The organism is Algibacter mikhailovii, from assembly GCF_014651495.1.
Classification (GTDB): Bacteria; Bacteroidota; Bacteroidia; order Flavobacteriales; family Flavobacteriaceae; genus Algibacter_E; species Algibacter_E mikhailovii.
In genome coordinates this window covers 102,775-115,953 of record NZ_BMWZ01000004.1, presented here as the reverse complement: position 1 = coordinate 115,953, position 13,179 = coordinate 102,775, and the positions used below count along the sequence as shown (strand labels likewise).

The 13,179-nt window shown below is 34.5% G+C and carries 15 protein-coding genes; 14 read left to right on the top strand and 1 reads right to left on the bottom strand.

From position 1 onward, the window contains the following. The first annotated feature begins 23 nt into the window (after positions 1-23). From recR to IE051_RS09165, 14 genes are all read left to right on the top strand, one after another. Complete coding sequence (recR, locus tag IE051_RS09230) at positions 24-641, top strand: recombination mediator RecR (protein ID WP_189360498.1); 618 nt, start codon at positions 24-26, stop codon at positions 639-641. Between the two features lie 12 nt (positions 642-653). After that, the gene (locus IE051_RS09225) at positions 654-1,766 is read left to right on the top strand and encodes a glycosyltransferase family 2 protein (protein WP_189360497.1); all 1,113 of its coding nucleotides are present in this window, start codon (positions 654-656) and stop codon (positions 1,764-1,766) included. A 76-nt stretch (positions 1,767-1,842) separates the two neighbouring features. Beyond that, positions 1,843-3,171, top strand: a complete 1,329-nt coding sequence (locus tag IE051_RS09220; RefSeq protein WP_189360496.1) for a dihydrolipoamide acetyltransferase family protein — start codon at positions 1,843-1,845, stop codon at positions 3,169-3,171. A gap of 86 nt (positions 3,172-3,257) precedes the next feature. After that, positions 3,258-4,034 (top strand): 3'-5' exonuclease, encoded by a 777-nt coding sequence (locus tag IE051_RS09215; protein ID WP_189360495.1) that lies wholly within the window; start codon positions 3,258-3,260, stop codon positions 4,032-4,034. A 69-nt stretch (positions 4,035-4,103) separates the two neighbouring features. Then, complete coding sequence (locus IE051_RS09210; RefSeq protein WP_189360494.1) at positions 4,104-4,715, top strand: fumarylacetoacetate hydrolase family protein; 612 nt, start codon at positions 4,104-4,106, stop codon at positions 4,713-4,715. 2 nt (positions 4,716-4,717) lie between these two features. Next, positions 4,718-5,059, top strand: a complete 342-nt coding sequence (locus IE051_RS09205; RefSeq protein WP_189360493.1) for an Hpt domain-containing protein — start codon at positions 4,718-4,720, stop codon at positions 5,057-5,059. After that, positions 5,059-6,309: a competence/damage-inducible protein A gene (locus IE051_RS09200; protein WP_189360492.1), complete on the top strand. Its 1,251-nt coding sequence runs from the start codon at positions 5,059-5,061 to the stop codon at positions 6,307-6,309. Before IE051_RS09205 ends, IE051_RS09200 begins: the two co-directional genes overlap by 1 nt. A gap of 82 nt (positions 6,310-6,391) precedes the next feature. After that, positions 6,392-6,628 (top strand): 50S ribosomal protein L28, encoded by a 237-nt coding sequence (rpmB, locus tag IE051_RS09195; protein ID WP_189360491.1) that lies wholly within the window; start codon positions 6,392-6,394, stop codon positions 6,626-6,628. Between the two features lie 25 nt (positions 6,629-6,653). Continuing rightward, positions 6,654-6,836, top strand: a complete 183-nt coding sequence (gene rpmG / locus IE051_RS09190; RefSeq protein WP_129016606.1) for a 50S ribosomal protein L33 — start codon at positions 6,654-6,656, stop codon at positions 6,834-6,836. Between the two features lie 9 nt (positions 6,837-6,845). Continuing rightward, positions 6,846-6,995: a DUF4295 domain-containing protein gene (locus IE051_RS09185; RefSeq protein ID WP_189360490.1), complete on the top strand. Its 150-nt coding sequence runs from the start codon at positions 6,846-6,848 to the stop codon at positions 6,993-6,995. Positions 6,996-7,236: 241 nt separating this feature from the next. Then, the gene (ftsY, locus tag IE051_RS09180; protein WP_189360489.1) at positions 7,237-8,211 is read left to right on the top strand and encodes a signal recognition particle-docking protein FtsY; all 975 of its coding nucleotides are present in this window, start codon (positions 7,237-7,239) and stop codon (positions 8,209-8,211) included. Positions 8,212-8,290: 79 nt separating this feature from the next. Further along, positions 8,291-9,913 carry an amidase family protein gene (locus IE051_RS09175; protein WP_189360488.1) on the top strand — a complete coding sequence of 541 codons (1,623 nt, stop codon included), beginning with the start codon at positions 8,291-8,293 and terminating at the stop codon, positions 9,911-9,913. 97 nt (positions 9,914-10,010) lie between these two features. Beyond that, entirely contained in the window at positions 10,011-11,315 is a 1,305-nt protein-coding gene (gene rimO / locus IE051_RS09170) for a 30S ribosomal protein S12 methylthiotransferase RimO (RefSeq protein WP_189360487.1), read from the top strand. Between the two features lie 86 nt (positions 11,316-11,401). Beyond that, entirely contained in the window at positions 11,402-12,079 is a 678-nt protein-coding gene (locus IE051_RS09165) for a peptidoglycan DD-metalloendopeptidase family protein (protein WP_189360486.1), read from the top strand. A 19-nt stretch (positions 12,080-12,098) separates the two neighbouring features. Here the strand turns inward: IE051_RS09165 and IE051_RS09160 are convergent, their stop codons facing one another. After that, positions 12,099-13,157 carry a flavin monoamine oxidase family protein gene (locus IE051_RS09160; protein WP_229796769.1) on the bottom strand — a complete coding sequence of 353 codons (1,059 nt, stop codon included), beginning with the start codon at positions 13,155-13,157 and terminating at the stop codon, positions 12,099-12,101. Positions 13,158-13,179 lie beyond the last annotated feature (22 nt).

Genomic DNA, 13,179 nt, shown 5'->3' with positions numbered 1-13,179 from the left:
GTGTAAATAGTAATTTCGCCGATATGGAATTTTCTTCAAAATTATTAGAACGCGCAGTAAATGAAATGTCGCAATTGCCAGGTATAGGTAAGCGTACGGCACTGCGTTTAGTTCTGCATATGCTCAGGCAGCCTAAGGAACAAACAATTGGTTTGGCCGAGGCTTTGCAAAATATGCGTCATGAGGTGAAGTTTTGTAAGTCTTGTCATAATATTAGTGATGTTGCGCTTTGCGAAATATGCTCAAACCCTAATAGAAATGAGGAGGTTGTTTGCGTTGTTGAAGATATAAGAGATGTTATGGCTATTGAAAACACAAGCTCGTTCAAAGGCTTGTATCATGTTTTGGGTGGCAAAATTTCTCCAATGGATGGCATTGGTCCTCATGATTTAAATATAGAATCTTTAGTGACCAAGGTAAGTAAAGGCGAGGTGAAAGAGCTAATTTTTGCTTTGAGTTCTACCATGGAAGGTGACACGACTAATTTTTATATTTTTAAACGCATTCAAGATTTTGGTATTATTACGTCTACGATAGCACGTGGCATTTCTGTAGGTGATGAATTAGAATATGCAGATGAGATTACTCTAGGTCGAAGTATTGTTAATAGAATTCCATTTGAATCTTCTATTAAAATTTAAAGTCATTCTATTTTGCAATTATCCATAGTTATATTGAATTATAATGTTCGGTACTTTTTAGAGCTTTGCTTAAAAAGTGTTGAAGCGGCTATTCATGATATTGATGCTGAGGTTATTGTTGTTGATAATGATTCAAAGGATGGAAGCTGCACTATGGTGAGGTCCCTTTTTCCCAATGTTAAGGTTATTGCAAATACGTGTAATTATGGGTTTTCCAAAGGAAATAATATTGGAGTTTTACAAGCAAAAGGCGAGTATCTCTGTATTTTAAATCCAGATACTGTGGTGTCTGAAGATACCTTTTCTAAAGTATTAGAATTTGTAAAAACTAAAAATAACGTTGGCATTGTTGGTTGCGAATTAATTGATGGGCGAGGCGCTTTTTTACCAGAAAGTAAACGTAAAATACCTTTTGTAAAAGGGGCTTTAAAGAAATTAATAGGGCAAACTGATGAGTATTATGAAAATTCGATTAGCGCTAAGGAAAGTGGTGAAGTCGCTATTTTAGTAGGTGCTTTTATGTTCTTAAAAAAGTCGGTTTATAACGAAATAAAAGGCTTTGATGAAGATTATTTCATGTACGGTGAAGATATAGATATTTCATATAAGGCTTTAAAAGCTGGGTATTCAAATTATTATTTCGGCGAAACCACTGTTTTGCATTTTAAAGGGGAAAGTACTTTAAGAGATAAAAACTATGCCCAACGCTTCTATGGTGCCATGCAAATTTTTTATAAAAAACATTTTAAAAAGAATGTCCTTTTTGATTGTTTAGTTTGGGCAGGTATCAAACTTGTTTATGTGTTTAGAAAACCCGTAGAACAAAAAACAAAGCAGGTGAGTCAGTATGTTTATGTATCTGATAAAATGGATGAAGAAGTGAAATATGTATTAAACACTGATTTAGTTTTTAAGCCAGGCCTAAAGGACCTAGGTGTTCTTAAAAAGGAAACGGAGTTAATTTTTAATGCAAATGTGCTTAAGTACAAAGAAATTATAGAATTCATGAATACTAATTACGCTAATATGGGTAAATTAGTAACCTATAAAATACGCCCAAAAGGTTCTAATTTTATCATTGGAAGTGACAATGCCATCAGTAGAGGTGAAGTTGTTGTTTTTTGATTATTTGGAGTGTTTTGATGTGTATTTTTATTAATTTTGCAAAATTAAATTAAAAAACTAGTATTATTTTATTGATATGGCAAAGTTTGAGCTGAAGTTACCGAAAATGGGAGAAAGTGTTGCCGAGGCAACAATTACATCTTGGTTAAAAGAGGTAGGGGATACCATTGATATGGATGACCCTGTATTAGAAATTGCTACAGATAAGGTAGATAGTGAAGTGCCTAGTGAAGTTGATGGTGTTTTAATTGAACGTTGTTTTAATGTTGATGATGTGGTGCAGGTTGGTGAGGTTGTCGCTATATTAGAGATAGATGGTGATGAGAGTGAGACTGAATCCGCGGTTAGTGCAGAGGATGAAAAGCTTACGGAGGATGAGCAAAAAGCTGTTGAACAGGTGGAACAAACGATAGCCATAGTTAAAGATGCTGTGCAACCAGTGTTATCGAGTGGCGATAGATTCTATTCGCCTTTAGTAAAGAATATAGCCAAAGCAGAAGGTGTATCTCCGGAGGCCTTAGATGCTATTGTAGGGACAGGAAAGGATGGGCGTGTTACTAAGAATGATATTTTAGATTACATTCAAAACAACGACAATAACCAAAATAAGGCAGTTGTAAAAGAAGAGCAACCAGTTGTTGAAAGCAAGCCTGTTGAAAAAGTTAAGACCGAAGCACCAGCTCAGATTTCAAATGGAGAGGATGAGATTATTGAAATGACCAGAATGGGTAAGTTAGTAGCTAATCACATGGTTGATTCTTTACAAAAATCTGCGCATGTTCAAAGTTTTATCGAGGCTGATGTTACTAATATTTGGAATTGGAGGAAAAAAGCCAAAGCAAGCTTTTTAAAACGCGATGGTGAAAATTTAACATTCACACCTATATTTATGGAGGTTATTGCGAAATCTTTGCGTGATTATCCAATGATGAATATTTCCCTTCAAGGAGAGTCTATTATAAAAAAGAAAAATATTAACCTTGGAATGGCAGCAGCATTGCCTGATGGTAATTTAATAGTTCCTGTTATAAAAAATGCAGACCAACTTAATTTGGTTGGTATGACCAAACAAGTAAATGATTTGGCGCAAAGAGCTAGAATGAATAAGTTGAAACCAGATGAAATTCAAGGTGGAACATACACTGTAACCAATGTGGGGTCTTTTGGAAGTATTATGGGGACACCTATTATTAATCAGCCGCAGGTTGGTATTCTAGCATTAGGAGCAATACGCAAGGTGCCTGCAGTTATTGAAACGCCAGAAGGTGATTTTATTGGTATTCGTTACAAAATGTTTTTATCCCATTCTTATGATCACCGCGTGGTAAACGGAGCTCTAGGAGGTATGTTTGTTAAAGCAGTTAAAGATTATTTGGAAGCTTGGGATGTCAATAGGGAAATCTAAATTAAAAGAATAAACAAAAGTTAAACCTGACCTTTTAAAAGTTGGGTTTTTTTACTTTTACAAAAAATTATTTAACATTAGAATTAATGCAATTAAACCTTAGTAAGCCCATCTGTTTTTTTGATTTAGAAACAACCGGCATCAATATAACTCATGACCGTATTGTTGAAATTTCTATTTTGAAGGTATTTCCTAATGGCACTGAAGAAAGTAAAACGTGGTTGGTCAATCCTGAAATGCAAATTCCGGAAGAAGTAATTGCTATTCATGGAATTTCTAATGAGAAAGTTGCTAATGAACCTACCTTTAAAGTATTGGCTAAAGATATTTATAATATGATTAAGGATTCTGATTTGGGAGGATTCAACTCCAACCGATTTGATATTCCGTTATTGGCTGAAGAAATGTTGAGGGCTGATATAGATTTTGATATGAAAAATCGATTGGCAGTTGATGTACAGACTATTTTTCATAAAATGGAACAACGAACCTTAAGTGCAGCTTATAAGTTTTATTGTAATGAAAGTTTAGAGAATGCGCATAGTGCTGAAGCTGATACTAATGCCACTTATCAAATTTTGAAAGCTCAAGTTGCTAAGTATAAAGAATTAGAAAACAATACTAAGTTTTTAGCCGAGTTTAGTTCAAGAAAAAGATTTGCAGATTTTGCTGGATTTATAGCTTATAATAAGGAAGGCGTTGAATGCTTCTCATTTGGGAAACATAAGGGTAAATTGGTTACAGAGGTTTTAGAAAAGGAACCAGGTTATTTTGGCTGGTTGTTAAATGCTGATTTTCCGTTGTACACTAAAAAGGTGTTGACAGCAATTAAATTAAGAAGTTTTAATAATAAGTTAGGATAGGGGTGTGTAAATTGGCAAGCATATTAGAGATTTTATGTACTAAAAGCCAAATTTAAATTTTTAATCAAAATGAAGCTTATTTGCATTGGTAGAAATTATACCGAACACATAAAGGAGTTAGAAAATGAAAAGCCTGAGGATCCAGTAGTTTTTCTAAAGCCTGATACAGCAATTTTATTGAAAAAACAGCCTTTTTTTATTCCTGATTTCTCTGATGATGTGCATTATGAAGTAGAAATTCTAGTGAAAATAAATAGATTAGGTAAGCATATTGATAAAAGGTTTGCTCATAAGTATTATGATGAGATTGGCTTAGGCATAGATTTTACGGCACGTGATTTACAGCGCAAATTGAAAGAGAAAGGATTGCCGTGGGAAAAGGCGAAATCCTTTGATGGAGCCGCTGTATTAGGACAATGGATTCCAAAAAATGAGTTGCAGGATGTAAATGACATTCAATTTTCCTTAAAAAAGAATGATGAAATTGTACAAAATGGAAATTCGAGCCACATGCTTTGGAAAATTGATGAATTAATAGAATATGTTTCGAAATATTTTACTTTAAAGATAGGAGATATTATATTTACAGGTACACCAGCTGGAGTTGGCAAAGTGATGGCTAATGATAGATTAAAAGGATTTATAGAAGAAAAAGAATTGTTTTCAATAATAGTTAAATAAAAATGGAACAGCATTATAAATTATTTAGAGTGAGGGAATTGGCAGATAATGATGAGGATTTTGTGGGAGCTTTAGCGGCAGCTTTTATAGAAGAAGTCCCTGTTGATGCTGAACGTCTTAAAAAGGCCGTGGCTGCAGAAGATTATTATGACGCCTATCAAGCAGCTCATAAAATGAAACCAACGGTTGATTTATTTGAACTTGGGGTGTTAGATACATTAATAGAAGTACAAGACTGGGGTAAGTTTGAAAAAAAGGGCTTGGATATTTCAACCCAGTTAGCCATTGTTATTTCTGCGGTAGATAAAGCTACTGCTGAAATAAAAACTGATTTTGGTTTGTAATGTTAGCAGAAATCATCACTATAGGTGACGAGCTTCTTATTGGTCAAGTTGTAGATACCAATTCTGCCTTTATTTCCAAGCAACTTAATAAAATAGGGGTTTCGGTTTATCAAATTACTTCCATTCAAGATGATAAAGTACATATTTTGCAGGCTTTGGGAGAAGCCGAGCAACGGGCTGATATTATTATTTGTACAGGCGGTCTTGGGCCAACAAAGGATGATATCACAAAAAAAACAATAGCAGAATATTTTAATGATACGCTTATAAGAGATAGTAGCGTTCTAAAAAATATAGAATCTATTTGGAAACAACATGTGCGAACAGAGTTGCTTCAAGTCAATAAAGATCAGGCATTGATACCTTCTAAGTCCAAACCTTTAATGAATACCTTAGGTACCGCTCCCGGCATGTGGCTTGAAAAGGGTGAAAAAACATTTATTTCGTTACCAGGTGTGCCTTATGAAATGGAAGCTTTGGTATGTAAGCAAGTGATACCAAAATTGAAGGAGAGGTATAACTGTCCCTATATTCTTCATAAAACGCTAATAGTTTATGGCTTGGGCGAAAGTGCTTTAGCCGCAAGGATTGAGTCCTGGGAAGATGCATTACCAAAACATATTAAACTCGCTTATTTGCCAAACTTAGGAAAGATGCGCTTGCGATTATCTACAAAGGGCTTTGATGAGGCTCAATTGCAATTGGATGTTCAAGGTCAAATAGATAAAGTAATACCTCTAATAAAGGAGGAGTATGCCGGTCTAGAGGATGAAGATGGGTCTGTTGAGATTGTTATAGCAAAACATCTTACAAAACGCAATCGTACACTTGCTATCGCAGAAAGTTGTACCGGAGGTTCTGTGGCGGAACGATTTACTTCCAATTCGGGGGCGTCTACATTCTTTAAGGGTGGGGTTGTAACCTATTCAACGCAATCAAAAATTAATGTTTTAAAGGTTTCAGAAGCTGATATTGCATCCCATTCTGTGGTTAGTGCTCAAGTAGCTGAAGCTATGGCAATAAATTCTAAAGCATTATTTCAATCAGACTATGCTGTTGCAACCACAGGAAATGCTGGTCCAACAAAAGGAGATTCAGATGCTGAGGTTGGTACGGTATATATTGCTATTGCTACAAATGCTGAAGTTTACTCCAAAGAATTTAACTTTGGAAATTCAAGACTTAAGGTGATAAATAAAGCTGTAAATAAGGCCTTAGAAATGCTTCTAAAAGAAATTTTTAAAAATTGATAAAAATTAGGTTGTCATAATATAAAGAATTTGTATATTTGCACCTCGATTTTAAGCAACAAAGAATTTAAAGTTATATAGAATGTCAAGAGTTTGTGAACTTACAGGAAAGAAAGCCATGGTTGGAAACAACGTGTCTCATGCATTAAACAGAACTAAACGCAAATTTAACGCGAACTTAGTTAAGAAACGTTTTTACATTCCAGAGGAAGATAAATGGGTAACTTTAAAAGTTTCTACATCTGCATTAAAGACAATCAACAAGGTTGGTATATCTGCGGCAATTAAAGAAGCAAAATCTAAAGGGTTTTTAAAATAAAAGCTGTATTTAAAAGGAAAAAGACATGGCAAAGAAAGGTAACAGAATTCAAGTAATCTTAGAGTGCACGGAGCACAAAGAGTCTGGGCAAGCAGGAACTTCAAGATATATTACAACAAAAAACAAAAAGAATACGCCAGATAGAATGGAGATTAAAAAATTTAATCCTATTTTAAAGCGTATGACAGTTCATAAAGAAATTAAATAATTATAGATCATGGCAAAGAAATCAGTAGCATCATTACAAACAGGATCTAAAAGATTAACAAAGGCAATCAAAATGGTTAAGTCTCCAAAAACAGGAGCTTACATGTTTGTTGAGTCAATAATGAATCCAGATCAAGTTAACGACTTTTTGAAAAAATAAAAGGTATCGTTTTAAAATATTAAAAGCTGCTTTCTTTTTAGAAAGCAGCTTTTTTATTTTTATATTTGGGAGTTCACTGACATATGAGCAGTTAGCCTAGAATGGTAGGGTAATTGATGACTATAGGTTGAAGTTATGTCAATGATTATTCTTTTGATAAAGCCGTTTTCTAAGCTGAGTTTTATTAATAAGTGTACTTTCATTAAAGTGTAAAGTTTGAATTAAATAACCAACCAACAAAATGAGTTTTTTTAAGAAAATATTTTCCTCAGACAAAAAGGAAACGCTAGATAAAGGATTGGAAAAATCTAAAACTAGTTTTTTAGGTAAATTAGGTAAAGCGGTTGCAGGAAAATCGAAAGTTGATGATGACGTTCTTGATAATCTAGAAGAGGTTTTGGTTTCTAGTGATGTGGGGGTAAACACCACGCTTAAGGTTATTGAACGTATTGAACAGCGTGTAGCTCAAGATAAATATCTTGGTACTGATGAGTTAAATGGAATTCTACGTGAAGAAATTGCCGCTTTATTAAGTGAAACAAATTCAGGAGAGGAAACGGAATATACCATACCTGATTTACCGAAACAGGAAAATGGTAAGAAAACACCATATGTACTTATGGTAGTTGGAGTAAATGGTGTTGGTAAAACAACCACCATTGGTAAGTTGGCCTATCAATTTAAAAAACAAGGATTAAAAGTAGTTCTTGGTGCAGCTGATACTTTTCGTGCCGCAGCTATAGATCAACTTCAAGTATGGGCGGATCGGGTAGATGTAACTATGGTACGCCAAGATATGGGTAGTGATCCTGCGTCTGTAGCTTTTGATGCCCTTGAATCCGGGGTAAATCAGGATGCTGATGTTATTATAATCGATACCGCAGGTCGTTTACATAATAAAATAAATTTAATGAATGAGCTAACTAAGGTAAAGCGCGTAATGCAAAAAGTGGTGGGAGATGCACCTCATGATGTATTATTGGTCTTAGATGGTTCAACAGGTCAAAACGCTTTTGAGCAAGCGAAACAATTTACCGCAGCGACAGAGGTTACGTCTTTGGCAGTTACAAAACTTGATGGTACTGCTAAGGGTGGGGTGGTTATTGGTATTTCAGATCAGTTTCAAATCCCAGTGAAATATATAGGTGTTGGAGAAGGGATAGAAGATTTACAGGTGTTCAATAAGTACGAGTTTGTTGATTCTTTTTTCAAATAAATAATATTTTAATTCTAGACTTCTTTTAGAGACTTCATTTGTTCTCATGTTTTAGTATTTTTATAAAAAATGCTATAATATGAGAGATATGTTATTACTTCTTTGTTTTACAATGCTGATAGCGTGTAAAAATACAGAGGCAGAAAAGGTTAATACTGAAGGATCTAAAAATGCTTCAAAGGACTTACGAGAATTTAGAGTTTTAGATTCTAAAAATATTACTAAGAAAGAAATTTGGCTTACAATATCCCCTTTATTAGAGGATTTTGGAGAAGCTGATTATCTCCGTTTGGAATCTTATATTTTAGATAAGGAAATCTCAGATCTTCAAAAATTTAGAGCGGAAAATAAATTTACTTATGAAGAGTTAGTCAAATTTTATCTTTACCGAATCAGAAGATTTGATAGGGAAAATCCCTTGTCTTTAAATGCTGTAATAGCTATAGACCCCACTGCAATTGATGAGGCTAGGCTGAGAGATCGTGAATACTTAAATAAAAAGTTAAAGCACCCAATTCACGGTATGCCAATATTATTAAAGGATAATATAAATGCTGAAAACATGGCTACAACGGCTGGAGCAGTAGCTTTAAAATATAATATTACCTCAAATGCATTTATTACCACAAAATTAAAATCAAAGGGGGCTATAATTCTAGGAAAAGCAAATTTAAGTGAGTGGGCTAATTTCTTTTGTGAGGGGTGTCCAAATGGATATTCGGCTATGGGTGGACAGACCTTAAACCCCTATGGCAGAAGAGTACTTGATACTGGTGGTTCGAGTTCTGGAAGTGCCGTTTCGGTTGCTGCCAATTTTTGTGCGGCGGCCATTGGAAGTGAAACATCAGGTTCAATTTTATCACCGGCAAGCCAAAATTCTAGTGTTGGCTTAAAACCTACAATTGGATTGGTGAGTCGAAGTGGGATAATCCCGATTTCATCGACATTAGATACTGCCGGGCCGATAACTAAAACGGTCACCGATAATGCCATTGTACTTGATGCTATATATGGATTTGATCCATTGGACTCAAAGTCCATTGATTTTAAGAATATACAGACGTACTACAGTCACCTATCACCACAGTTTATTGCTCGTAAGCGTTTCGGAGCGCCTAAAGCATTATTTTCAGATGCTTTATACGCCAATGCTATAGAAGTGCTAAAAAAACTTGGCGCCGAAATAGTTGAAATTGAAGAACAAAAACTAGAGTTACCTCATTTTATAAGTTTGCTAAACTTAGACATGAAAAATGATTTACCTAAATATTTAGAAACCTATGCCAATAAGGACCTAACCCTGAAAACGGTATCTGATGTCATTGAGTTTAATTTAAAAGACTCTATAAAAAAGATGCCTTACGGCCAAAAACGATTCATAGGTATAATAAATGACCCAGGAGATAATCAATATTTGACGCAACTAAAAGATACATTAAAAACTATAGGTAGACTATTTTTTGATGGCCCAATGACTAATCATAAACTAGATGGTTTTCTTTCCATTAATAATTTCCATGCAGCTTATGCTGCTGTTGCAGAATATCCAGCGATAACTGTGCCTATGGGGTATACTGACGTAGGAGAACCAAAAGGACTGACTTTCATAGGGAGGCCTTTAACCGAATATGAACTATTGCAATATGCTTATGCATATGAACAAACTGCTTTAAAAAGAATTGGACCAAAGAATTATTATTGAATTGGTTGAAAGGGGCTATCTAAGTTTTTTGCATTAATTTATTTAGACTGCTAATCATATTTCATTCCGTATCTTTGCGCCCAGATTTATAAGATTTATGCGCACAAAAACTCTAAAGAAAAATAGAATCAATGTTGTAACACTTGGTTGTAGTAAAAACGTTTATGATAGTGAGGTGTTAATGGGACAGCTTAAGGCTAGCGGAAAAGACGTTGTACATGAAGAAGAAGGCAATGTGGTTGTTATAAACACCTGTGGTTTTATTAATAACGCCAAAGAAGAAAGCGTGAATACCATTTTGGAGTACATGCAGAAAAAGGAAGAGGGCGAAGTAGATAAGGTATTTGTCACGGGATGTTTAAGCGAGCGGTATAAACCAGATTTAGAGAAAGAAATCCCTAATGTAGATCAGTATTTTGGTACTACCGAATTGCCGGGATTACTAAAAGCATTGGGTGCAGATTATAAGCACGAATTAATAGGAGAGCGTTTAACAACTACGCCAAAAAATTATGCGTATTTGAAAATAGCCGAAGGATGTGATAGACCTTGTTCATTTTGTGCCATACCTATTATGCGTGGAAAACATAAAAGTACGCCTATTGAAGAGGTTGTAATTGAAGCGGAAAAATTAGCTGCAAATGGTGTTAAAGAATTGATTTTGATTGCTCAAGATTTAACTTATTATGGACTCGATTTATATAAAAAACGAAATCTAGCTGAATTGTTAGAGGCTTTGGTGAAAGTTGAGGGTGTGGAATGGATTCGTTTGCATTATGCTTTTCCAACGGGTTTCCCTCTGGATGTTTTGGACGTGATGAAGCGAGAACCAAAGGTTTGTAATTATTTAGATATACCATTACAGCATATTTCAGATTCTATTTTAAAAAGTATGCGTCGTGGAACCACTAAAGCTAATACTACTAAATTGATTGGTCAGTTTAGAGAAGCGGTCCCTGAAATGACCATACGCACAACGCTTATTGTGGGATACCCAGGAGAAACAGAAGAAAATTTTCAGGAGCTTAAGCAATGGGTTCAAGATATGCGTTTTGAACGTTTAGGCTGTTTTACATATTCCCATGAGGAAAATACGCATGCCTATAATTTAGAAGATGATGTGCCAGAAGAAGTGAAGATTGACCGAGCAAACCAAATCATGGAAATTCAATCTCAAATTTCTTGGGAATTAAATCAGCAAAAAATTGGGCAGACTTTTAAGGTTGTTATTGACCGAAAAGAAGGGAATAATTTTATTGGACGAACAGAATTTGATTCGCCAGATGTAGATAATGAAGTTCTAATTGATGCTACTAAAACATATTTAAAAACAGGAGAATATGCTAAGGTGAAGATTATAGAAGCTGAAGATTTTGATCTGTACGGCGAGGTTGTGAATTAATATTGAGACCATATTAATGCTGCCGGTAACTTGTATATTCCGAAGTACTTCTAAAGTTTCTTATCTTTTGGTATTAAATTTAATCTATGGATTTTTCGAAATTTCTATATAACATAAGTTCAGTGCCACTTAATCTTTTGGATGAATCTATTCCAAAATCAAAATATGTGCCAATAGATTTATCTGAATCTAATCAAGAGCTTAAGGCTATCGATGTGTCTTTGGTTTCAGAATTTGGCCAGTTTATAAATAATTATTTAAAAGAACATGATGCTGTGGTAGCTTATGGCGGTTATTTGGAGGAGCGCAACCTATACAAAAGAAGTGCCTATTTTAATAGCCAGGCGAACCAAGAAAGGAATATCCACCTAGGAATTGACTTATGGCGTGAAGATGGTACTTCAATTTATGCACCGCTAGAAGGCGAAGTTCAAGGTTTTAAAAACAATACCAATTATGGAGATTATGGTCCTACCATAATTTTAAAACATAATATATCTGGTGTTACCTTTTATACCCTTTATGGGCATTTAAGTTTGGCTTCTATCAAAACGCTTCAGATAGGAAAAACTTTTAAGCAAGGAGAAAAAATAGGAGCCTTGGGTGATGCTGCCATCAATGGAGATTATCCGCCACACTTACATTTTCAGATTATAAAAGATCTACAAGGTTTTACAGGAGATTACCCAGGGGTAGCAAATAAAGATAATTTGGAATTTTATAAAGAAAACTGTCCAAACCCAAATTTGTTATTGAAGTTTTAAACAAGACTTGATTTTTAAATCAGTTTATTTCGTTAAATATGAAATAGGCACTTCTAATAGCGCCTTCCATATACCCTGGAAATTTAGAAGCTGTTTCTGCACCAGCAATAAAAAATTTACCATTTAAATACGGCTGCTTGTATAGTTTATGTCCATTATTTTGATGTGGCAGCACATGACTATTGTAATCAGCATGTGTGTAAGAATCATTTCTCCAAACTTTTTCCTCGTAAGAAATAAAGGTGTTAACAATATCACCATAATATTTTTTAAGTTGCTCTAGTACCATCTTTAGGCGTTCTTCTTGCTTTAATGAATAGTATGAACTATTTAAAAAACCTTTTAAAGCAAAGAGATTATCTTCATAATTAGAGTGATCATAGAATTCAGGAATGGGTCCAACATTACTAAAAATTGTACCACTTGTATTGGGAGCACGCCAAAAAGGAACTTTATACCTCAAACCTACTTTGATTGATTCGCCCATCCAAGTATGGGTATGTTCCATGATATCTTGAATTTGTATAGGAAGAGGAGGAACCGTTTTTATAGTAGATTGTAATAAATATGGCGGCAATGTTGAAATAACCCATTTAGCCTTAAAGGTATTTTTATTTGTTTCGACAGTAAGCGTATTTTGATGTTCTACTATTTTCGAAACCCTTTGCTTATAATATATGTTATCTTCTGATATGGATTGGGATAAACGCTCAATGAGTTTAGAAGTCCCATCCTTAATTCTGTAACTAGAATCTTGGCTTTTAGGAAGTGTTACTAATTGATATGGGGCTAATGACGTTGGTTCATAAATAGCTTTATCTCCAAATTGTTGTTTAAAAGTATGAAGTTCAAGTTCTTCTAAAAGAGTTTTTAAATAGGTATGGCTATTTCCTAGCCATGTAGCACCCATTTCTATTGGAGTTTCTTTTAATTGACATACCGAATGAATTCTTCCTCCTTTTCTCCCTCTAGCTTCAATGATATTAATGGTGTACCGAGAATTCTTAAAGAGGTGACCAAGTGTTAATCCGGTTAAGCCTGCTCCAATTATTACGATGTCTGATTTTATAATATTCATAAAGTCCAAAGATTTATTGAAA

Coding starts and splice junctions, on each gene's coding strand:
- IE051_RS09215 (WP_189360495.1), top strand. CDS start 3,258: ATGCAATTAAACCTTAGTAAGCCCATCTGTTTTTTTGATTTAGAAACA.
- rpmG (WP_129016606.1), top strand. CDS start 6,654: ATGGCAAAGAAAGGTAACAGAATTCAAGTAATCTTAGAGTGCACGGAG.
- IE051_RS09200 (WP_189360492.1), top strand. CDS start 5,059: ATGTTAGCAGAAATCATCACTATAGGTGACGAGCTTCTTATTGGTCAA.
- rpmB (WP_189360491.1), top strand. CDS start 6,392: ATGTCAAGAGTTTGTGAACTTACAGGAAAGAAAGCCATGGTTGGAAAC.
- IE051_RS09175 (WP_189360488.1), top strand. CDS start 8,291: ATGAGAGATATGTTATTACTTCTTTGTTTTACAATGCTGATAGCGTGT.
- IE051_RS09210 (WP_189360494.1), top strand. CDS start 4,104: ATGAAGCTTATTTGCATTGGTAGAAATTATACCGAACACATAAAGGAG.
- IE051_RS09165 (WP_189360486.1), top strand. CDS start 11,402: ATGGATTTTTCGAAATTTCTATATAACATAAGTTCAGTGCCACTTAAT.
- IE051_RS09205 (WP_189360493.1), top strand. CDS start 4,718: ATGGAACAGCATTATAAATTATTTAGAGTGAGGGAATTGGCAGATAAT.
- recR (WP_189360498.1), top strand. CDS start 24: ATGGAATTTTCTTCAAAATTATTAGAACGCGCAGTAAATGAAATGTCG.
- IE051_RS09220 (WP_189360496.1), top strand. CDS start 1,843: ATGGCAAAGTTTGAGCTGAAGTTACCGAAAATGGGAGAAAGTGTTGCC.
- ftsY (WP_189360489.1), top strand. CDS start 7,237: ATGAGTTTTTTTAAGAAAATATTTTCCTCAGACAAAAAGGAAACGCTA.
- IE051_RS09160 (WP_229796769.1), bottom strand. CDS start 13,157: ATGAATATTATAAAATCAGACATCGTAATAATTGGAGCAGGCTTAACC.
- rimO (WP_189360487.1), top strand. CDS start 10,011: ATGCGCACAAAAACTCTAAAGAAAAATAGAATCAATGTTGTAACACTT.
- IE051_RS09185 (WP_189360490.1), top strand. CDS start 6,846: ATGGCAAAGAAATCAGTAGCATCATTACAAACAGGATCTAAAAGATTA.